Genomic DNA, 19733 nt, shown 5'->3' with positions numbered 1-19733 from the left:
AAGGGACGGACACGCGAACAAGCCGCGGTTTTGTCATGTCCAGGGCCGGGGCCTACTGCCGCCCCTCGAGGATCGCCTTGAGCCGCTGCAGGTCCTTCCGGTTCTCGCGGCGCATCACCGGTTCCATGACCAGCCCGGCCAGCCGTGAGAAACCCGAGGGGCTCCCGCTGTTGCCAAGCGACATCCGGGTCCCGCCGCCGTCGTCCGTCCAGGTGTAGGTGGTCTGCATGGGAAACGGGCCCTGGTCGGTGCGCATCACCAGCTTTTTGCCGGGGACGTACTCCACGAACTCGTACGTGTAATTCAGCTCCCGGCCCAGGAACTTCGCGGTGAACGCCACCTTCGAGCCCGGTCCCAGCGGGCCGCCGTCCAGCCGCTGCGAGGAATGGATGTTGACGTACCACCGCGACGCGTTGTCCGGGTCCGCCGCGAAGTCCGCCACGTCTGCGCGCGGCCTGTCAATGTGGATTTCCGTCTGGACGTTGACCATGGCTGCATCTCCTCTCGAAGGCGGGGTTAGCCTAGGACTTACCCTAGTCCTGGTCACCGCGGCGGGAGGCGAAGCATGGAGACCATTAGCCCCAAGCTCCTGAACTGGGCGTCCATCCTGGATGACAAGACCCGCGAACAGGCAGTGATGACGGCGGGGTTGCCGTTCATCTACCCGCACCTGGCGCTGATGCCGGACGCGCACCTGGGCAAGGGCGCCACCGTGGGCTCGGTCATCCCCACGCTGCGGGCCATCATTCCGGCCGCGGTTGGCGTGGACATCGGCTGCGGCATGATCGCGGTCCGGACGCAGTACTCAGTGACGGACCTACCCAAGGACCGGAAGCGCCTGCGCGAGGACATCGAGCGCGTCATCCCGTTGTCCGCCGGCCACAACAACCGGCAGATCCTGCCCACAGCGGCGCCACGGATCGCCGAGCTGAAACAACGTGCCGCGAAGGCCGGATTCAACCCAGCCCAGTACGTTGCCAAGTGGGAGCTGCAGCTGGGGTCCCTGGGCTCGGGGAACCACTTCATCGAGGTCTCCGCAGATGAGGACGACGGCGTATGGCTCTTCCTGCATTCGGGCTCGCGGGGCATCGGCAACAGGATCGCCCAGCACCACATCGGCGTCGCGCAGCATGTCAGCCGGAAGAACCAGGTCTATCTGCCGGACCCGGACCTCGCGTACCTGGACGAGGGGACCCCGCAGTTCGAGCGGTACATCGCCGAGCTGCGCTGGGCCCAGCACTTCGCCCTGCTGAACCGGGAGGAGATGATGGACCGCGTGAGCGCCCAGTTCAGCCGCTGGGTGGGAGGGCCGGTCCGGGAACGCGAGCGGATCAACTGCCACCACAACTTCACCGAGCAGGAGACGCACTACGGGAAGTCCGTGTGGGTGTCCCGCAAGGGGGCCATCAAAGCCGGCCCCGGCGATCCCGGACTTATCCCCGGGTCCATGGGAACGGCGTCGTATGTTGTGGAGGGCCGGGGCAATCCGGCGTCGCTGAACTCCTCACCGCACGGCGCGGGGCGTGAGTACTCACGGAACGCCGCCCGGAAGACGTTCACGCTGGAGGAACTGAAACGGGCCATGCGGGGAATCGAGTTCCGTGCCTCGGAGGCGTTCATTGACGAAATTCCGGCCGCGTACAAGCCGATCGACCAGGTCATGCAGGATGCCGCGGACCTGGTGACGGTGCGGCACAAGCTGCGGCAGCTGGTCAACGTCAAAGGCAACTGAATCTGCGAAACAGGCAGCAGCGCGGCCAAATGTGACGCTAGATGAACGTGCGTGACCCCCCGTTTCCGCTTCATTGAACGGGTTTGGGCCACTCCCTATGGTGAAACAATGACTAGTTCCAAGCCCGGGATGACCCGCATCGTGGCAGGCGAAAGCGCGGTCCCCACGCGCAGGCGCGCCGTCGAGGCTGCCCTGGCCATCGGGCTGGTCCTGCTGATCGCCCTCGGCGCCATCGTGGCCTCGAACATTTCCCGTAATACCGAGGCCCAGGCCGCCGAGCCCAGCCCGGCGGCGGAACTGAAGCTGGGCTACTTCGGCAACATCACCCACGCCCCGGCCCTGGTGGGCGTCAAGAAGGGCTTCCTGGCGGATGCCCTGGGCAGCACCAGGCTCAGCACGCAGACCTTCAACGCCGGCCCCGCCGCCATCGAAGCCCTGAACGCCGGGGCCATCGACGCCGCCTACATCGGCCCCAACCCGGCCATCAACTCGTTCGTGAAGAGCCAGGGCGAGTCCGTGCGGGTGATTGCGGGAGCCGCGGCCGGCGGTGCGCAGCTGGTGGTCAAGCCCGGGATCAGTTCCGCGGCGGATCTAAAGGGCAAGACCCTGGCAACGCCGCAATTGGGCGGCACCCAGGATGTGGCCCTCCGCGCCTGGCTTGCCAAGCAGGGTTACAAGACGAACGTGGACGGCAGCGGGGATGTCGCCATCAACCCCACGGAGAACGCCCAGACCCTGAAGCTGTTCCAGGACGGAAAGCTCGACGGAGCGTGGTTGCCTGAGCCGTGGGCGTCGCGTCTGGTGCTCCAGGCCGGCGCCAAGGTGCTGGTGGACGAAAAGGACCTCTGGGACGGCACCGGCACCGGCAAGCCCGGAGAGTTCCCCACCACCATCCTGATCGTGAACCAGAAATTCGCCGCGAATCACCCGGACACCGTCAAGGCCCTGCTGAAGGGCAATGCGGAGTCGGTGGCCTGGCTCAATTCGGCGCCGGCGGACCAGAAGGCGGAGCTCATCAATTCCGCCCTGCAGGAAGCCGCCGGGGCAGCGCTGCCGGTCGACGTCCTCACCCGGTCGCTGGCGAACATCACGTTCACCCTCGACCCCCTGGCCGGCAGCTACCCCAAGCTCCTCCAGGATGGCGTTGATGCCGGCACCACCAAAAAGTCCGACATCACCGGCCTCTTCGACCTCCGGGCCCTCAACCAGGTCACCGGCGGTACCAACAAGATCTCCGCGGCCGGCCTCGGCCAGGACTGACCCACCACTACCTAAGGACGGCACCATGCCAGTCGTACTGGAACACCTGGGCAAGCGCTTCGGCGACGGCGCCCCGGTACTGGACGACGTCAACGCCAACATCAGGCAGGGCGAGTTCGTTGCCCTCCTCGGTGCCTCCGGCTGCGGCAAATCCACCCTCCTGAACATCATCGCGGGACTTGAAGCGCCGACGTCGGGCGCCCTGGAAGTACCCAGCGACGGCGCCGCGTTCATGTTCCAGGACGCGGCCCTCTTCCCATGGCTGACCGCGCGGGAAAACATTGAACTCGCGCTGAAGCTGCGCGGGGTGGGCAAGGCCGAACGCCGCGCAAAGGCCCAGGAACTCCTGGAACTGGTGCATCTGGGCACGGCGGGGGACAAGCGCCCGCACGAGCTCTCCGGCGGCATGCGGCAGCGCGTGTCGCTCGCCCGGTCGCTGGCCCAGGACCGTCAGCTGCTGCTGATGGATGAGCCGTTCGCCGCCCTGGACGCCATCACCCGTGACCTGCTGCACGACGAGCTGGAGCGCATCTGGAAGGAAACCGGGCGCACCATCGTCTTCGTGACCCACAACGTCCGTGAAGCGGTCCGGCTGGGCCAGCGCGTCCTGCTGCTGTCCTCCCGCCCCGGCCGTGTGGTCCAGGAATGGGCCGTCACCGAGGAACACCGAACCGACGCCGGGCTCGCCGGCCAGCTGACCGGGGTTATCACCGCCCGGCTGCGGGAGGAGATTCGCCGCCATGCCAAGTAACCCCACCCCGCTCGCTGAAGCCCCGTCCGAACCCGAGACCCGGCACGTCCACGCGGCACTGACCCGGACGTCTACCGGCCACGAGGACCTCCGGCAGCTCGAATCCGGCCTGGACTCCCTGCAGTCCGACGCCGACCGCAAACACCGGATCGACTGGAGCCGGATCCTGCTGCCCGTGGCCGCGCTGGTGGTCCTGGTGCTCGTCTGGCAGTTCTACGTGTCCCTCGGGGTCAAGCGGCGCGACCTCGTTCCCGGGCCCCTGGACGTGGTGACCCAGATGGGCGTGCTCTGGAATGACGGCAAGCTCCAGGAATCGGTATGGACATCACTGCAGCGCGGCCTGGTGGGCTTCCTGATTTCGGTGGTCATCGCCACGCCGGTCGGCCTGCTGCTGGCCCAGGTGGCCCCCTTGCGCCGTGCATTCGGTCCCCTGATTTCCGGACTCCAGGTCCTGCCCTCCGTGGCCTGGGTTCCGGCGGCCATCATCTGGTTCGGACTGACCGACGCCACCGTGTACTTCGTGGTGTTCATGGGCGCCATCCCGTCCATCATCAACGGGCTCATCTCCGGGGTGGACCAGATCCCGCCGCAGTACCGCAGGGTGGGCACGGTGCTTGGCGCATCCCGGCTGCAGATGGCCCTGCAGGTGATCCTTCCCGCCGCGCTGCCCGGCTACCTGAGCGGCCTCAAACAGGGCTGGGCCTTCTCCTGGCGCTCACTCATGGCCGCGGAAATCATCGCGGTAGGCGGCACCATCGGCTTCGGCCTGGGCTCCCTGCTGGACCAGGGCCGGGTCTTGTCCGACATGACGATCGTCATGGCAGCCATCCTCCTGATCCTCGGCGTCGGCATCCTGATCGAGCTGCTGGTCTTCGGCCCCTTCGAGAAGCGCCTCCTGCGCCGCCGCGGCCTCCTGGCCGGCAGCACTCGCTGACCCAGCCCGCACCGAACGCACCCAGAGAGCCCGACGGCGAGTCCCGCCGTCGGGCTCTCTGCTTTGTTCTGCGCTGCGCCCTGCCCTGACGGAACCGGGGCACTTTGACACGGACACGCCGTCGAACCTGCCCCCGGAACCTCCATCCGGCGCCAATATGTCCCACGACCGAGGGGCCGCGGGCAAGCCGTGGCAGACTGGCGCCATGACAGCCACCTTCGTGTGCCGCACCGAGTCGCAGCTTCCGGTGGAGCGGCTCTTCGACCTGGCGCGCAGCATCGATGCGCACATGGAATCCCAACGGAAGGCTGGGGAGCGGGCGGTGTCAGGCGTGACAAGCGGGCTCATTGGGGAAGGCCAGGAGGTGACGTGGCGGGCCAGGCACTTCGGCATCCCGCTCACCATGACCAGCCGGATCACCCACCTGGATTTCCCCCGCAGCTTCACGGACGAACAGGTCAAGGGACCCTTCAAGACCTTCCGGCATGTCCATGACTTCTCGGCGACAGCCACTGGCAGCATCATGACGGACCGGGTGGAGTTCACCGCGCCGCTGGGCGTGCTGGGCCGCGCCGTCGAGCGGCTGTTCCTGGTCCGGTACCTGGAGCGCCTCATCGCACGGCGCGGTGGTTTCCTCGCGGGCGGCGCAGATCCCCGGATCAACTAACTTCAGGGCTACGCGAAGGGCGGCGGTCCAATAATCTCGATCCCGCCGTGGGCCTCGCCGGATGCCCTAATCCGGCCGAAGTCCACCAGGCCTGAACCGTTCGGGGCATTAGAATCGGCCAGTGGTTCGCTGGCGCCGTCGTAGAAGGACTGGGCGCTGCCGGGTGTCTGCAGGCAAAGGATCCGCGTGCCCTCCTGCAAAACCTTGAAGGCGTGGGGAAGGCCGCGTGGTGCCATGGCCAGGCCGCCGGCGGGAATGCGGTGCTCCGTGCCGTCCAGGTTCACCAGGATCGCGCCGGACAAAACGTAGAGGGTTTCATCCGAATCCGGGTGGGTGTGGAGCGGGGTGACCTTGTTCAAGGCCATCTCGTCCTCGAAGAGCAGGAACGCGCCGGCCGTCTCCTCCTCCCTGGCCTTCCAGGTATGCACTCCGCCGCCGTAGAACCAGCGTCGTGGTCCTTCGCCGGGCTGGCGGACCAGGGATGATGACGCATTTTTCGTTTCCATGCTGCTCGCCTCGATGCCTTGGGAAACTTTATGGGACGTATGTCCCATAACAAGACTGATGTACCATGAAGGACGTGTCAAGACCCTATGCGGACAGCGGGCGCAGCAGCCAGAAGCGCCGGACAATGGATGCGCTCGTGGCGGCGGCCAGGACCCTTGTTGCCGCCGGCAGGACGCCCACGGTGGACGAGACCGCGCAGGCAGCCGGAGTTGCCCGGAGTACTGCGTACCGCTATTTCCCAGGCCAGCGGGAACTGCTCGCCGCGGCGCACCCCGAGACTGCGCGGACCTCGATGCTGCCGGACACTCCGCCCCTGGACGCGGCCGGGCGGCTCGATGCGGTGGTGGTGGAGTTCACCCGCATGATCCTGGAAACCGAGGCGCAGCAGCGGACCATGCTGCGCTTGTCGCTTGAGTCCGCAGACGGTCCCGAGCGGAGCCTGCCGCTGCGCCAAGGACGCGCCATTGGCTGGCTAACGGAGGCGCTCATGCCGGTGCGGGGGGAACTGACCGATGAGCAGATCCACAAACTGGTGCTGGCCATCCGCAGTGCCATCGGCATTGAAGCCCTGGTCTGGCTCACGGACGTGGGCGGGTTGGGTCGGGAGGAGGCGATCGAGTCGATGCGGTGGACTGCGAACGCTTTGCTGGCAAAGGCGCAGGCGGAGGGCCTGTGGGCTTGACCGCCCACAGCACTATGTGACGCCGCGTTACCTTGCGTGAACTGGTATTGCTCGGCCTTTGTTGGCGAATGTGACGCGGCCCTACCGTTGATTCATGGCAATTCAGGACATTTACCCCACGGCGCTGCGGCTGCTCGGCCGCCCGGTGCTGGTGGTGGGCGGCGGCCCCGTTGCTGCCCGCCGCGCCAAGGGGCTGCTCGACGCCGGTGCCGTGGTCACCGTCGTGGCTCCGGTTGCCTCGCCCGCGCTGCTGGAGATGGCCGACGCCGGCCTGCTCACCTGGGAAGCACGCCCCTACCTTTCCAGCGATGTCGACGGCGTGTGGTTCGTCCAGACCGCCACCGGCGATTCCGCCGTGGACGCCCAGGTGTCGGCCGACGCCGAGGCGCAGCGGGTCTGGTGCGTCAACGCCTCCAACCATGAAGCTTCCGCCGCCTGGACCCCCGCCGTCGCCGAAGTCGACGACGTCAAGATCGCCGTCAACGCCGGGGGAGACCCGCGCCGCGCCATGGCCGTCCGGGACGCCGTCGCCACCGCCCTCGAAACCGGCGACCTTCCACTCCGCCGGCGCCGCGCCCACCAGGGAACCGTGGCACTGGTCGGCGGCGGTCCGGGCGACACCGGCCTCATCACGGTCCGCGGCCGCCGGCTCCTGGGCCAGGCCGACGTCGTCGTCGCCGACCGCCTGGGCCCGCGCGGACTCCTGAACGAACTCGCCCCGGACGTCCGGATCATCGAAGTCGGCAAGACCCCCGGCCACCACCCGGTCCCGCAGGCGGAGATCAACCGGATCCTCGTCGAGGAAGCCCTGAAAGGCCACCGCGTGGTCCGGCTCAAGGGTGGCGACCCGTACGTGCTGGGCCGCGGCGGCGAGGAAGCCGAATACTGCCGCCAGCACGGGGTCGAGGTCGAAGTGGTCTCCGGCGTCACCTCCGCGATCTCCGTTCCGGCAGCGGCAGGCATTCCCGTCACCCACCGCGGCCTGGCCAAGGGCTTCAGCGTGGTCACCGGCCACGAGGAACTCTCCGAGGTTCCCGCCCGCCCGGACCACACCATCGTCCTGCTCATGGGCGTGGGCCAGTTGCGCGAATCCGCGTCCGCGCTGGGCGAAGCCGGCCTGCCGCAGGACACGCCTGTTGGTATCGTGGAAAACGGCTATTTGCCGGACCAGCGCGTGACGATTGGCACGCTCGGTTCCATCGCCGACCAGGCACAGGCGGCCGGCGTCGCAAATCCTGCCGTAATTGTCATCGGTGACGTGGTGCGCGTGAGCCCGTTCGCGCCGTCGCACTTCAAAACCGCTGACTACAGCACCACCACCCCGAACAGCCCCCGCAAGACCGTCCTCACCACCTGAAACCCATCGACTGCTCCATAACTGCCGTTATGACTGTTCAAAACGGCATCTATGGAGCAATCGATGCAGAAGAAAAGGAACACAGCCGTGTCATCCAGCACTCCCGTAGGAACAGCTGCGCGTCCGCTGCGCGTCGCCGTCGTGGGCTCCGGCCCGGCCGGTGTCTACGCCGCGGACATCCTCACCAAGAGCGAAGCCGTCAAAAGCGGCGAGCTGACCGTCAGCATCGACCTTTTTGACCGCTACCCGGCACCCTACGGCCTGATCCGCTACGGCGTGGCCCCGGACCACCCGCGCATCAAGGGCATCGTCAACGCGCTGCACAAGGTGCTGGACCGCGGTGACATCCGCTTCTTCGGCAACGTGGACTACGGCACCGACCTCACCATCGAGGACCTCCGCACCCACTATGACGCCGTCATCTTCGCCACCGGCGCCATCAAGGATGCGGACCTGAACATCCCGGGCATCGAACTGGAGGGCTCGTTCGGCGGCGCCGACTTCGTCTCCTGGTACGACGGACACCCCGACGTCCCGCGCGAATGGCCGCTGGAGGCCAAGGAAATCGCGGTCATCGGCAACGGCAACGTGGCTCTGGACGTGGCCCGCGTGCTGTCCAAGCACGCCGACGACCTCCTCACCACCGAGATCCCGGACAACGTCTACGCCGGACTGAAGGCCTCGCCCGTCACCGACGTGCACGTCTTCGGCCGCCGCGGTCCCGCCCAGGTGAAGTTCACCCCGCTGGAGCTGCGCGAGCTGTCCCACTCCAAGGACGTGGACATCATCCTGTACCCGGAGGACTTCGAGTTCGACGAGGAATCAGACCGCCAGATCCAGACGAACAACCAGACCAAGACCATGGTGGGCACGCTTACCAACTGGATCGCCGAGCAGCCCGAGGACCTCTCCGAGCTCAAGGCTTCCCGCCGCCTGCACCTGCACTTCCTGCACAGCCCGGTGGAGATTTATGACGACGCCGAGACGCCGGGCAAGGTGGCCGGCATCAAGTTCGAGCGCACCGAACTGGACGGCACCGGCAACGCCCGCGGCACCGGCGAGTACGTGGACTACCCGGTCCAGGCCGTGTACCGCGCCATTGGCTACTTTGGTTCCGCACTCCCGGACGTGGAGTTCGACCACAAGAAGGGCGTCGTCGTGAACGACGGCGGCCGCGTCCTTGACGTCGACGGCCAGCACGTGCCGGGCATCTACGCCACCGGCTGGATCAAGCGCGGCCCGGTCGGGCTCATCGGCCACACCAAGGGTGACGCCCTGGAAACCGTGACCTACCTGCTGGAAGACCGCGAAAACCTCCCCGTCGCTTCGGCACCGGAGGAGGACGCCGTGGTGGAACTCCTCGACGCCCGCGGCGTGAAGTTCACCAGCTGGGAAGGCTGGCTGGCGCTGGACGCGCACGAACTCGCGCTGGGTGCAGCTGCCACCGAAGCCGGCGGCTCGCACGGCGTTGAGGTCAAGCGTGAGCGCATCAAGGTGGTGCCGCGCGAGGACATGGTGGACATTTCCCGCGACGGCGTCGCCGCCCAGGTCTAGCAGGCCCAACCACAGCAAAAGCAGGAACCGCGGGGCCATTGGTCCCGCGGTTCCTGCTTTAAGTGATCGTCTCTACGTGTTCGTTAACCCGGCCGCGCTATTTCGGGTTTCCTAGTAACCTTCGGGTTTCCTATTTACCAGCGCCACCAACGGCCATCAGCTCCAGGCGCCGCAGGGTCTCCCTGTTCCGCGCCGAAATCAGCGGATCGCGCAGGGCTTTCGGCATCAGCGTGCCGGGCCCGCGGATGGCGTCCTCGGCGATGGTCACCAGGCATTGGTCGCCGCGGTTCTCCAGCGTGATCTCCACCTTGGCCTCGCCCATCGGCCAGCCCCGCGCAACGAGTTCCAGTGAGCGGCCGGGCTCGACGGCGGTGACGCGGGTGCTGTCATCGATCACCAGCGGCCAGGCGCCCACGGAGTGGTGGAGACGGGCGCCCTGCCGCGGCCATTCAGCGTCCACGTCCCTGATCCGGGATGCGCCCACCACCCAGCCGGAATACAGCCAGCCGTCGGCGATGACCCGCCAGACATCGGCCGCGGGGGAGGTGAACAGCTGCGAGACGGTGGACATGGGGTTCCTTCCGGTTCCGGTCGTGCTTTGCTGGTGTGTGGCGGCGGGTTTTGCTGGGCGTCCGGGTTCCTTGGGACGGACGACGGCGGGAGGTGCCGGCCGCTGGGCGGCCCGGTAGGACGGCTTCCGCAGCCGCCGGGTCCAGCCGTAGGTTCCTGCCCCGGGCGGCTGGTTCCCGAGGGGGTCGAAACGCAGCGGGATGTCCGCCGGGTCGGCGCCCGCATGCAGCCGCAGTTCCCCGCACTCCCGCCACGGGCCGCGCGGCGTTGCCCAGTAGAGCCCCAGCACCCATTTGCCCGATGCCAGCGACCCCGATGGGAGGCTCCGCGTCCGCAGTCCCAGCAGCACCGGGCCGCGCCGGCCGCGGTACGGCATCAGCGTGGTCAGGGTGGCTCCCGCGACATCCAGCCGCGGCATCAGCAGGAACCGGCCGGGCAATCCCCAACCGGTGGAGGCAAATAGGACATCGGCGGGGTTGGCATCAGGGTTGGCATCAGGGGCGGCGGCAGGGCCTGCATCCCCGGAAGGCGTAACCCGGAGGGCCAGGCCCAGGATGTCCGGCACCGCCTGCGGCAGCCCCACGGACCGTGAAAAGCGGGCCACCACCTGGTCGGTTCCGGCGGAATCGAGCCAGTCGATGCCGCTGGGTCCGGCGGGGTTGCCGGTCCTGGTGAGGCCTCCGGTAAGGCCCAGGCCCTGGGGATGGATAGGCCGGGCAGGGCGTGCCAGTTTCAGGAGCCGGAAGAGGGCAGCAAAAGCCTGCCCGGCACTCCCTGTGACGGCGGAAACAACGCGGAACTGCTGGGTCATGCTTCCTTCCTACCCATAAACCGGGGGGACTACATGCGGCCGAACCGGGCCCTGATCAGGGCGAAGATGCCGTAAGCGATGAAGCCGGCGCCGATCGCCACCAACAGGGCGGGCCCGAACGGGTGGTCCTGCAGGGCCTTGAGGCTGCCGTCCAGCCCCGTGGATTCCTCGGGCTGGTGCTTGGCTGCGGCGATCACGAACAACAGGCCGGTGAGGTCCAGGGCTATCCCTTTGGCGACGTGGCCGGTAACGCCCAGGCTGTCGATGAGCCTGCCGCGCCTGGTCCCGTCGAAGTGGAACAGCTCCTCCTTGAAGCCGCGCCGGAACCCTTTGACCATGAAGTAGATGCCGATGCCCAGCACGGTCAGGCCCAGGGCCGCGAGGACCCACGGGCCCAGCGGATGGGCCATGAGGCTCGCACTGAAATCCCGGGTGTTTTCGCCCGAGTCGCTGCGCTGTCCCACGGCGAAGCCCGCGAAGGTGAGGCCCACGCTGCCGTACGCGATGGCCAGGAATCCCGAGGAGACCAGTTTGGCCAGCCGTTCCTTGCGGGGCAGGCTTCGGGCGCGCAGCGTCGCCTCGCTGGCCTGCCACAAGGCAAGGCCAAGACACGCCGCCACGCACGCCCACATGACAAAGGGTCCCCACGTGTTGTCAGCCAGTTGGGCGATGGCGCCGGTGGCCTCGGCTTCGCCTGGATGGCCGAAGGCGATGGCGATGGCGATGGCCCCGACGATGACGTGGAGCAGGGCCATGACGGCAAACCCGGTCCGGGCCAGGACGTCCAGGGCCTTGTGGTTGGAGGCTTCCTCGACAGCGTCCGCTGCCTGGCTGAGGGTGGAATCGCCGTCGGACATGTCTTAGCCGTTCATGGGCCCTTCGGCCCGCAGCTTTTCTGCGCCCGGGCCCTGGACGTGCACGGTGCAGCGGACCACCAGCTGGCCGGGGGCGTTGTCCAGCTCAACTAGGGAATCATCCGCGCTGAGGACGGTGAACACCTCGGAACCCGTCACAGCCTCCACGCCTTTGGCCTTCGCGGTTTCCCGCGCATTCCTGAGCGCCTCGCGCTGCAGGCCGTCCACGTAGCCGCCGTCTCTTTCACGGGCAGGGTCGCCGAAGGCCCAGCCGAACAAAGTTCCTGTGTTTCCCATGGCGACGATATTACGCGGTTGCCCCGGCCGCGGGGCGGGCTTTCGTAATATTAGTAAGTGTGCTTACCATGGGCGCACCATACCTGGATGGGACACGGCAAGTGAAGTCCGCGGCACAGCCGCAAACCGGAACCAGTTCACGACGTTAGGAATGCACATCATGGCAGGAAATCTCATTGCCCGTTCAGTTCACGACCTGACAGCAGCAGCATGGTTTGGCGGATCCCTGATGGGCGCCATCGGGCTCAACGGTGCAGCGGCACAGGCCAAGGACCCCGCCGAGCGCACCCGGCTTTCCAGCGCCGGCTGGATGAAGTGGGCCCCGTTCCAGACTGCGGCCTTCGCCTCCCACCTGGTGGCCGACCTCGCTATTGCCTGGGAGAACAAGGGCCGCATCGCCAAGCAGGAGGGCGTGGCCCGCGACACCGTCATCAAGACGGCCGTCACCGTGGCGGGCGCCGCGGTGACCCTGTACTCGGGCATCCTGGGCAAGAAGGTGGAGAAGCTTGCCGGGGAAGGCGCCGAGGGTGCAACGGAACCGCACGGCGCGGCCTCGGACGAGCTGAAAGCGGCCCAGCAGCAGCTCAAGCTCCTGCAGTGGGCCATCCCCGGCTTCGCAGCCCTGGTGATCATCCTCGGCGCCAAGCACGGCGAGATGCAGCGTCCCAAGAACGTCTTTGCGGGCCTCCGCGGGGAGTAGCAGCCAGCCAGTAAAGGCGTACGACGGCGGCCCGGCACCTAAGTGCCGGGCCGCCGTCGCGCCCTATGCGCACCGCCCCGCGCCGCGGGGACTCCTTCCCGACGCGCCTGATCAAAACCGCGCCCGATATATACGGCGCGTCAGGGAATTTGCGCGTCGAAACCGGCGGGGGCTACTCCGCCAGCCACTCCGCGCAGGAGTTCAGGTTCCGGTTCACCGTGGCGACGGCAGCGTCTTCGTCCCGCCGTTCGATGGCATCGAGGAGCGTCTCGTGGCCGTCCCGGGGAAGGCCATTGAAGCCGGGCCGGCGCTGCTGCTTGAGGAGATCCTGGTGGAACACTGTTCCGAAGCTGGCGTAGAGCTCGTGCAGCAGCGGGTTGCCGGATGCCCTCGCGATGCCCTCGTGGAAGTGCCAGTCCGCGTCCGCCCAGGCCTCGAAGTCCCCCTTGTTCCAGGCCTGGTCCCGGCTGGTGAGGAGGGCACGCAGGGCGGTGACGTCGTCGTCCGTTGCATTGCGAGCCGCCAGCCGGGCAGCCTGCGTGTCCAGGCCCAGCCGGACCTCCAGGATGTGCTGCTGGGTGTGGTCCCGGTACATCCGCTGCGCGGCACCGGACATCTCGCTGGTGGCGCGCACGTAGGTGCCGTCGCCGCGCCGGACCTCCAGCATGCCGCCGTGGGCAAGGGCCTTGACCGCTTCGCGGAGGGTTCCGCGGGAGACACCGAGCCGGGCCATGAGCTCGGGCTCGGAGGGGATGCGCTGGTTCAGGGTCCACTCGCCGGAGTGGACCATGTTGCGTAGCTTGGCCGTGACTTCGGCGGCAAGCGGAGGACGGACTGACGGGCTCAGGGACATGGCGCTACTTCCATCCGTCCCGAGTCCGGGCCGGAACAGCGCCCGGAACAACGGCCGCAGCAGTGGCGGCGGGCTTCCCGGACATGGCGCGCCCGGTAATCAGGTGGGACACCACGATCTGCACCAGGGCCAGGGCCAGCAGCAGCGCCAGCGGCAGGATCCAGCCGCCGGTGGCGCTGTGCAGCAGTCCCATGCCGAACGGACCCGCCGTGGCCAGCAGGTACCCCGAGGACTGGGCCAGTGTGGACAGCGCGGTGGTCTCGGCTGTGCTGGTACCGCTGCGGCTGATCATGACCATCACCAGCGGGAAGATGGCCAGGCCAAAGCCCAGCAGGACGGCGGGGATTGCCGCCAGTGCCACGGGAAGGAACAGCAGCGCCAGGATTCCCGCGGCCATGGTGATGCTTACCAGGTAGAACGCCGGACGCAGCATCCGGGGGCGCGATCCGATGGCAATCAGGACCATGCCCGCCGGAACGGAGACCAGCTGCATGAGCCCGAACATCAATCCGCTGTCCGAGGCGCTCAGGCCCATGGTGGTGAGCATGTAGGGGAACCAGCTCAGCAGGGCATACGCGAGAAGGGCCTGCAGCGTGAAGATCGCGGTGAGGAGCTGGCCTTTACGGGTCCGCAGCAGCGGCCAGGGGGAAACATGGCCGGCAGTGCTCCGGACGGTATTGCGGTGCGCGTGCAGCGCCACCGGCAGGAAGCCCAGGAAGGCGGCCACCGCCGCGATGCCAATGGCACCGACCGCGGCGGAAGGAGACCCCAGGGCCTGGGCCAGCGGCACCACTGCGACGGAGGTCAGCGTGCCACCGGTGGTCATGGTCACTGTGTAGACGGCGGTCATGAGTGAGGTCCGGGAGGCGAAGTGCTCACGGATGAAGGACGGCATGGCCACATTGCAGACGGCCAGGCCGGACATGCCCACCACGCTGCCGGCCACGAGCATGCCGGTGGCGGGGATGCCGCGCAGCAGCAGGCCCCCGGCCAGCAGGGCCAGGGACAGCAGGATCGCTTTCTCCACCCCGACCCTGCCGGTGAGCCAGGAGGTGGCGGCGCCCGCCAGGGCGAAGCAGAGCGTGGGGATCGACGGAATGATGGCCGCCACCAGCGCCCCGTACCCCAGTACCGACTGAAGGTCGTGGAGCAGGGAGGACGCCCCGGTGATACCCGCTCGAAGGTTAAGCCCGATCAGCACCAGCGCGACCACGGCGAACACGACGGCGGAGCGCGGCTTGGCACGGGCCGTGCCGGTTGCCTGGGCGTTCGGGGCTGCGGCGGGGGCCTGGAGGGTAATGGGCGGGGAAGCGGGGGGAGTGGCGGGCATACCTTCCAGCCTAAAGGTTAGACGTTTGATGTCTGCGTTTTTGTGGCCAACCTCTCCCCGGCCGCGGCCCCTGCAATAGACTGCCAAGGGACTGTCGAAGGGCCTGGCGCTGACCAGGCGGTGCGGAAGGACGGCTGTGGAGGCTTCCCGGGGACTGGAGATCGAGAAAAAGTACGACGTCGATTCCGGCGCCGCCGTGCCGGCATTGGAGCAGGCGGCGGGGGTGGCCCGAACGGGAAAGCCACACACCGACCTCCTCGAGGCGGTGTATTTCGACACACCCAGGCATGCCCTCGCCGCCCGCCGCATCACGCTCCGCCGCCGCACCGGCGGGAAGGACGCCGGGTGGCACCTGAAGCTGCCGCCCCAGGCTGCTGCAGCCGGCGAAGGGCCGCAGCACCGGACGGAACTGCACGCACCCCTCGGCCGGCCCGACGTCGTCCCTGACGCCCTGCTGACCCACCTTCAGGCCTACCTCAGGGGCGCCGTCCCGGTGCCGGTGGTCCGCCTGGAAACCCGGCGCACCACCTACCCCCTGTACGGGGACGACGGCGTGCACCTCGCCGACCTCGCCGACGACCAGGTCACCGCCGAACGGCTGCAGGACAGGGATAAAGCCGCCGTCACCCGGCAGCAGTGGCGCGAGTGGGAGCTGGAACTGGTCCACGGTGATCCCGGCCTCTTTGGGCCGGTGGAGGAACTGCTTGCCGCTGCCGGCGCCCGTCCTGCAGGGCACGCCTCCAAGCTGGCCCGGGCGCTGGGCGACGACAAAAGAGCCGGCAAGGCAGCCGCGAAGCGCTCAGGCGCCGGTGGGGAATCCGCCGGTCAGGAAGCCACCAGTCATGAAACTGCCGGCCAGGAAGCTGGCAGTGGGGAGGCCGGCGGCCCTGCCGCCGCCGAAAGCAGCCCTGCCCTGGTGGCCGGGAAGCGCGCCCCGGCAGCCGCCGTCGTCACCGTTTATGTGGGCGGGCAGATCGAGCAGATCCTTGCCAGGGACGCCGCTGTCCGGGGCGAGGAACCCGGGGCAGTCCACGCCATGCGCTCGGCAGCCCGCCGGATCCGTTCGGTCCTGGGTGCCTACGGCAGGCTTTACCGGGCATCACCGGTGCGCAAGCTGCGGAGCGAGCTGAAGTGGCTGGGCCAGCTCCTGGGCCAGCCGCGCGACGCCGAAGTCCTGCGGGAGCAGCTCCGTGAACAGCTGGCCGGACTGCCGGCCGGGGAAGGCGTTGCGGCCGCCACAACACGGCTGGAAGAGCGCACCGGCGGCGATTACGACGCCGCGTTCAGGCTCCTGCAGGAAGCCCTGGGAACCGACCGCTACTTCCGGCTCCTGGACAAGCTCGAGGATTTCCGCGACAACCCGCCGGTGCGCGCCCAAGCGGTGGTCCCCGGGCGGCGGGCGGCGGCGAAGGCGGTGGACAAGGCAGCCAAACGGCTGCGCCGCTCGCGCAAGGCTGCCAAGCAGGCGCGGCGCGGGATGGAGCAGGAGCTTGCCCTCCACCGAGTCCGCAAGGACGCCAAGCGGCTGCGCCATGTGGCTGAATCAGCAGCGCTGGTGCACGGCAAACGGGCGGGCAAGGTGGCGAAGGCCGCCCGCCGGCAGCAAAAGATCCTGGGCCGGTTCCAGGACGCCGTGGTGGCGCGCGACCTGCTGGCCGGTGTCGCCGCCGACGGCACCGACGCGGCCACGGCAGGCATCTACGCGCAGCTGCGCAGTCAGCAGGAAGAACGGATGCTGGCGGCCCAGGCGGACTTCCGGAAAGCGTGGAAGAAAGCCCGCGACCTGTTGGGCCACGGCGTTATCTGACCCGTCTGCCCTTCCTGGCTACTTGCCCTGGCGTGCCGACAACCGGGCCACCGCCAGGGCGAGCCACAGCTGCACCCGGTCGGCGGTGACGGCGGGATCGTACCCGGTGAGTTCGGTGATCTGGGCCAGCCGGTACCGTACGGTGTTGCGGTGCAGCGTGAGTTCCTCCGCCACCGCGGCCACGGAACCGTTGTTGTTCAGGTAGCTCTCCAGCGTGGCCATCAGCTCCGAGCCGTGCGCGGCGTCGAAGGACCGAAGGGGGTCCAGTGACTCGTGCGCCATGTCCGCCAGCGGCACATCCTCGCTGGCCAGCAGCAGCGAGGTCAGGCTGAGCCGCTCCGGTTCGTTGACCGGCAGGCCGTGGCTGGCGGCGTCGCGGGCCTCGAAGTAGCTCCAGCGCAGGCCGTTCGGTTTCGTGTACGCCCCGCCGATGCCGATCGTGGCGTGGATCCCGGCTTCGGCGAGGTGGTCGCTGAGCTTCCGTGCCAGCGCCGGCGCCGTCCCGCCGTCGTCATTGACCACCAGCACCAGGTCCTTGCCCACGACGGCGGCAACCGCCTTTTCCAGTTCCAGCGGTACGGAGGTGCTCCCCAGGGCCTTGCCGTGGGCGGCCGACACAGCCAGCAGCACCACGTTCTTGCGGGTGCTGTTGACCCCCACGCCGGCCAGCCGGCGCTGCGCTTCGCTGGTCTCCAGCGCACCGTGGATCACGTCCTCCAGCACCTGGCCGCACAGGGCGCGCTGGGCCTGCCGCTGCTTGACCATGTTGTTCAGCTCCACGCTGATCAGGTTCTGCGCGTAGCCGATGATGCCCGTGTCCTCGAACGGCTGGCGCACCCATAGCGTGCACGCATCACGGCGTCCCGTGGGGACGGGATAGCTGGACCAGGTGTCCGCCGACGGGCCGGTGGCGTTGCTGTTGTAGAGCTGCGCCGTGAATTGGGTGAGGGCAATGTCCGTGCGCAGCATGCCGCCCAGGTTCTTCAACAGCTCGGCCACCCCGCCGCCGGTCAGCAGCGCCCGCGCCAGCACCTGGTGCCCGGCGATCAGCCGCTCCAGTTTGGCGTAGTGGTCTGCCGATTGCGCGTCTGCCACCAGCTTGGTGATGGCGATGAACGGGGTCTCGTAGGGCACTTCCACCACGGGCAGGCCCCAGCGGTTGGCCTCGGCCAGGAGGGCGGGCGGAACCGCCTCATGCGACAGGCCCACGCCGAATCCGATGCCCACCGCGCCGGCCCGCTGCACCTGGCGGACAAACCGGCGCTGCTCGGGGGCCGAACGCAGCCGCAGGCCGGTGGTGAGGACCAGCTCGCCGCCGTTGAGGAACCGCTGCGGATCCTCCAGTTCCGTGACGGCCACCCAGTTGATGTCCTGGTTCCAGGTAGTCTCCGCCACCCCCGCCTTGGACAGCTTCAGGGAGGAGACGCCCACCAGGGCAGCAAGGGAAATGGCCATGAAGCAAGGATAAACGTGAGCTGGGCAACCGCACTAAACTCCTTCGGCAAGGGTGTGCAGGTGGCTATTCACCCGGGTTGGGCGCTGGCATAGGCTCAAGGCAGTTCCATCCATCCGTCCCGGTCTCCCCCCGGCCGCCGATGGCCCTTACGAAAGAGGTTGCACACCGTGGTCCAAACCTTGCAGAACTTCATCAACGGGAAGTTCGTGACCCCCGCCGGCACCGCCCTGCTGGATGTGGTCAACCCCACCAACGGCGAAGTGGTGGCGCAGGCACCCGTTTCCGTGAAGGCGGACGTCGACGCCGCAATGGCGGCTGCCAAGGACGCCTTCAGGACCTGGAAGCACGTCACGCCGGGCCAGCGCCAGTTGATGCTCCTCAAGCTTGCCGACGCCATCGAGGCGAACAGTGACGAAATCGTTGAAGCCCAGCACCGCAACACCGGCCAGGTCCGTTCCCTGATCGCCTCCGAGGAAGTGGCAGCTGGTGCCGACCAGCTGCGCTTCTTCGCCGGCGCGGCCCGCATCCTGGAAGGCAAGTCCGCCGGCGAATACTTTGAGGGCCACACCTCCTACGTCCGCCGCGAACCCATCGGGGTGGTGGCCCAGGTGGCCCCCTGGAACTACCCGTTCCTGATGGCCATCTGGAAGATCGGCCCCGCGCTCGCCGCCGGCAACACCGTGGTCCTGAAGCCGTCCGACACCACCCCCGAGTCCACCCTGGTCCTGGCCCGCCTGGCCGGCGGCATCTTCCCGGCCGGCGTCCTGAACGTGGTGCTCGGCACCGGCGAAACCGGCGCCATGATGGTGGAGCACAAGGTCCCCGGGCTGGTGTCGATCACCGGTTCCGTCCGCGCCGGCATGGCTGTTGCTTCCGGTGCCGCCAAGAGCCTCAAGCGTGCGCACCTGGAGCTCGGCGGCAAGGCTCCGGCCATCGTGTTCAAGGATGCCGACATCAAGAAGAGCGCCGCGGCCATCGCCGAGTTCGCTTTCTTCAACGCCGGCCAGGACTGCACCGCCATCACCCGGGTGCTGGTGGAGGACTCCGTGCACGACGACGTCGTGGCCGCCATGGTGGAGCACACCAGGACCCTGCACACCGGCTCGCAGAACGACGAAGACAACTACTTCGGCCCGCTGAACAACGTGAACCACTTCAACGCCGTCACCTCGGTGGTGGAAAACCTGCCGGCCAACTGCCGGATCGAGACCGGCGGCCACCGGGCGGGGGAGAAGGGGTTCTTCTTCGAACCCACCATCATCACCGGCGCGAAGCAGACCGACGACGTGGTGCAGAAGGAAACGTTCGGCCCGGTCATCACCGTGCAGAAGTTCAGGACTGAGGAAGAAGCCGTGGCCCTCGCCAACGACGTGGACTACGCCCTGGCCTCAAGCGTCTGGACCAGCAACCACGGCACCGCCATGCGGCTGAGCCGCGACCTGGACTTCGGCGCCGTCTGGATCAACACCCACATCCTGCTCACCGCCGAAATGCCGCACGGCGGCTTCAAACAGTCCGGCTACGGCAAGGACCTCTCCATGTACGGCGTGGAGGACTACACGCGCATCAAGCACGTAATGTCCGCCCTCGACGCCTGATCCCCCCGGCTCC

Annotated in this window: 19 protein-coding genes; 11 read left to right on the top strand and 8 right to left on the bottom strand. The window is 68.0% G+C overall.

Annotated features, from left to right (window positions below):
- Positions 1–52 precede the first annotated feature (52 nt).
- Positions 53–490 carry an SRPBCC family protein gene (locus Q9R31_RS03065; protein WP_311261254.1) on the bottom strand — a complete coding sequence of 146 codons (438 nt, stop codon included), beginning with the start codon at positions 488–490 and terminating at the stop codon, positions 53–55.
- Positions 491–565: 75 nt separating this feature from the next.
- Between Q9R31_RS03065 and Q9R31_RS03060 the strand changes: the two genes are divergently transcribed.
- From Q9R31_RS03060 to Q9R31_RS03040, 5 genes are all read left to right on the top strand, one after another.
- On the top strand, positions 566–1732 hold the full coding sequence (locus Q9R31_RS03060; protein ID WP_311261253.1) for an RtcB family protein: 1167 nt from the start codon (positions 566–568) through the stop codon (positions 1730–1732).
- A gap of 129 nt (positions 1733–1861) precedes the next feature.
- Positions 1862–2992: an ABC transporter substrate-binding protein gene (locus Q9R31_RS03055; protein WP_311261627.1), complete on the top strand. Its 1131-nt coding sequence runs from the start codon at positions 1862–1864 to the stop codon at positions 2990–2992.
- Positions 2993–3017: 25 nt separating this feature from the next.
- The gene (locus Q9R31_RS03050) at positions 3018–3743 is read left to right on the top strand and encodes an ABC transporter ATP-binding protein (RefSeq protein ID WP_311261252.1); all 726 of its coding nucleotides are present in this window, start codon (positions 3018–3020) and stop codon (positions 3741–3743) included.
- The gene (locus tag Q9R31_RS03045; protein ID WP_311261251.1) at positions 3733–4677 is read left to right on the top strand and encodes an ABC transporter permease; all 945 of its coding nucleotides are present in this window, start codon (positions 3733–3735) and stop codon (positions 4675–4677) included. The genes Q9R31_RS03050 and Q9R31_RS03045 overlap by 11 nt, the downstream gene beginning before the upstream one ends.
- Positions 4678–4882: 205 nt before the next feature.
- A complete protein-coding gene (locus tag Q9R31_RS03040) occupies positions 4883–5344 on the top strand; it encodes an SRPBCC family protein (RefSeq protein ID WP_311261250.1) in 462 nt (153 codons plus the stop codon).
- Positions 5345–5352: 8 nt separating this feature from the next.
- Here Q9R31_RS03040 and Q9R31_RS03035 read toward each other — a convergent pair whose 3' ends face one another.
- On the bottom strand, positions 5353–5850 hold the full coding sequence (locus Q9R31_RS03035; protein ID WP_311261249.1) for a cupin domain-containing protein: 498 nt from the start codon (positions 5848–5850) through the stop codon (positions 5353–5355).
- 65 nt (positions 5851–5915) lie between these two features.
- Between Q9R31_RS03035 and Q9R31_RS03030 the strand changes: the two genes are divergently transcribed.
- From Q9R31_RS03030 to Q9R31_RS03020, 3 genes are all read left to right on the top strand, one after another.
- Positions 5916–6533, top strand: coding sequence for a helix-turn-helix domain-containing protein (locus tag Q9R31_RS03030; protein WP_311261248.1), 618 nt, complete (start codon positions 5916–5918; stop codon positions 6531–6533).
- Positions 6534–6627: 94 nt separating this feature from the next.
- Positions 6628–7890 (top strand): uroporphyrinogen-III C-methyltransferase, encoded by a 1263-nt coding sequence (gene cobA, locus Q9R31_RS03025; RefSeq protein ID WP_311261247.1) that lies wholly within the window; start codon positions 6628–6630, stop codon positions 7888–7890.
- Positions 7891–7977: 87 nt separating this feature from the next.
- The gene (locus Q9R31_RS03020) at positions 7978–9444 is read left to right on the top strand and encodes an FAD-dependent oxidoreductase (protein ID WP_311261246.1); all 1467 of its coding nucleotides are present in this window, start codon (positions 7978–7980) and stop codon (positions 9442–9444) included.
- A 130-nt stretch (positions 9445–9574) separates the two neighbouring features.
- Here the strand turns inward: Q9R31_RS03020 and Q9R31_RS03015 are convergent, their stop codons facing one another.
- Genes Q9R31_RS03015 through Q9R31_RS03005 form a run of 3 tightly spaced genes read right to left on the bottom strand, consistent with a single transcriptional unit; the run spans position 9575 to position 11976 of the window.
- A complete protein-coding gene (locus Q9R31_RS03015) occupies positions 9575–10825 on the bottom strand; it encodes an SRPBCC family protein (protein ID WP_311261245.1) in 1251 nt (416 codons plus the stop codon).
- Positions 10826–10854: 29 nt separating this feature from the next.
- The gene (locus Q9R31_RS03010) at positions 10855–11682 is read right to left on the bottom strand and encodes a DUF1206 domain-containing protein (protein ID WP_311261244.1); all 828 of its coding nucleotides are present in this window, start codon (positions 11680–11682) and stop codon (positions 10855–10857) included.
- A 3-nt stretch (positions 11683–11685) separates the two neighbouring features.
- A complete protein-coding gene (locus Q9R31_RS03005) occupies positions 11686–11976 on the bottom strand; it encodes a hypothetical protein (RefSeq protein WP_311261243.1) in 291 nt (96 codons plus the stop codon).
- A gap of 160 nt (positions 11977–12136) precedes the next feature.
- Between Q9R31_RS03005 and Q9R31_RS03000 the strand changes: the two genes are divergently transcribed.
- Positions 12137–12676, top strand: coding sequence for a hypothetical protein (locus tag Q9R31_RS03000; protein WP_311261242.1), 540 nt, complete (start codon positions 12137–12139; stop codon positions 12674–12676).
- Positions 12677–12848: 172 nt separating this feature from the next.
- Here the strand turns inward: Q9R31_RS03000 and Q9R31_RS02995 are convergent, their stop codons facing one another.
- Both Q9R31_RS02995 and Q9R31_RS02990 read right to left on the bottom strand, forming a co-directional pair.
- A complete protein-coding gene (locus tag Q9R31_RS02995; RefSeq protein WP_311261241.1) occupies positions 12849–13529 on the bottom strand; it encodes a FadR/GntR family transcriptional regulator in 681 nt (226 codons plus the stop codon).
- A gap of 4 nt (positions 13530–13533) precedes the next feature.
- On the bottom strand, positions 13534–14859 hold the full coding sequence (locus Q9R31_RS02990) for an MFS transporter (RefSeq protein ID WP_311261240.1): 1326 nt from the start codon (positions 14857–14859) through the stop codon (positions 13534–13536).
- A 136-nt stretch (positions 14860–14995) separates the two neighbouring features.
- On the opposite strand from Q9R31_RS02990, the gene Q9R31_RS02985 reads away from it, so the two are divergent.
- Positions 14996–16666 (top strand): CYTH and CHAD domain-containing protein, encoded by a 1671-nt coding sequence (locus tag Q9R31_RS02985; protein ID WP_311261239.1) that lies wholly within the window; start codon positions 14996–14998, stop codon positions 16664–16666.
- Positions 16667–16684: 18 nt separating this feature from the next.
- Here Q9R31_RS02985 and Q9R31_RS02980 read toward each other — a convergent pair whose 3' ends face one another.
- Positions 16685–18121, bottom strand: coding sequence for a PucR family transcriptional regulator ligand-binding domain-containing protein (locus tag Q9R31_RS02980; RefSeq protein ID WP_311261238.1), 1437 nt, complete (start codon positions 18119–18121; stop codon positions 16685–16687).
- 168 nt (positions 18122–18289) lie between these two features.
- On the opposite strand from Q9R31_RS02980, the gene Q9R31_RS02975 reads away from it, so the two are divergent.
- The gene (locus Q9R31_RS02975; RefSeq protein ID WP_311261237.1) at positions 18290–19720 is read left to right on the top strand and encodes an aminobutyraldehyde dehydrogenase; all 1431 of its coding nucleotides are present in this window, start codon (positions 18290–18292) and stop codon (positions 19718–19720) included.
- Positions 19721–19733 lie beyond the last annotated feature (13 nt).

This window comes from Pseudarthrobacter sp. BRE9, from assembly GCF_031844305.1.
Taxonomy (GTDB): domain Bacteria; phylum Actinomycetota; class Actinomycetes; order Actinomycetales; family Micrococcaceae; genus Arthrobacter.
This window is presented reverse-complemented; position numbering and strand designations above follow the sequence as displayed.

Coding starts and splice junctions, on each gene's coding strand:
- Q9R31_RS03010 (WP_311261244.1), bottom strand. CDS start 11,682: ATGTCCGACGGCGATTCCACCCTCAGCCAGGCAGCGGACGCTGTCGAG.
- Q9R31_RS03055 (WP_311261627.1), top strand. CDS start 1,862: ATGACCCGCATCGTGGCAGGCGAAAGCGCGGTCCCCACGCGCAGGCGC.
- Q9R31_RS03005 (WP_311261243.1), bottom strand. CDS start 11,976: ATGGGAAACACAGGAACTTTGTTCGGCTGGGCCTTCGGCGACCCTGCC.
- Q9R31_RS03060 (WP_311261253.1), top strand. CDS start 566: ATGGAGACCATTAGCCCCAAGCTCCTGAACTGGGCGTCCATCCTGGAT.
- Q9R31_RS03000 (WP_311261242.1), top strand. CDS start 12,137: ATGGCAGGAAATCTCATTGCCCGTTCAGTTCACGACCTGACAGCAGCA.
- Q9R31_RS03065 (WP_311261254.1), bottom strand. CDS start 490: ATGGTCAACGTCCAGACGGAAATCCACATTGACAGGCCGCGCGCAGAC.
- Q9R31_RS03015 (WP_311261245.1), bottom strand. CDS start 10,825: ATGACCCAGCAGTTCCGCGTTGTTTCCGCCGTCACAGGGAGTGCCGGG.
- Q9R31_RS03045 (WP_311261251.1), top strand. CDS start 3,733: ATGCCAAGTAACCCCACCCCGCTCGCTGAAGCCCCGTCCGAACCCGAG.
- Q9R31_RS02980 (WP_311261238.1), bottom strand. CDS start 18,121: ATGGCCATTTCCCTTGCTGCCCTGGTGGGCGTCTCCTCCCTGAAGCTG.
- Q9R31_RS03050 (WP_311261252.1), top strand. CDS start 3,018: ATGCCAGTCGTACTGGAACACCTGGGCAAGCGCTTCGGCGACGGCGCC.
- cobA (WP_311261247.1), top strand. CDS start 6,628: ATGGCAATTCAGGACATTTACCCCACGGCGCTGCGGCTGCTCGGCCGC.
- Q9R31_RS03040 (WP_311261250.1), top strand. CDS start 4,883: ATGACAGCCACCTTCGTGTGCCGCACCGAGTCGCAGCTTCCGGTGGAG.
- Q9R31_RS03030 (WP_311261248.1), top strand. CDS start 5,916: ATGAAGGACGTGTCAAGACCCTATGCGGACAGCGGGCGCAGCAGCCAG.
- Q9R31_RS03035 (WP_311261249.1), bottom strand. CDS start 5,850: ATGGAAACGAAAAATGCGTCATCATCCCTGGTCCGCCAGCCCGGCGAA.
- Q9R31_RS02995 (WP_311261241.1), bottom strand. CDS start 13,529: ATGTCCCTGAGCCCGTCAGTCCGTCCTCCGCTTGCCGCCGAAGTCACG.
- Q9R31_RS02990 (WP_311261240.1), bottom strand. CDS start 14,859: ATGCCCGCCACTCCCCCCGCTTCCCCGCCCATTACCCTCCAGGCCCCC.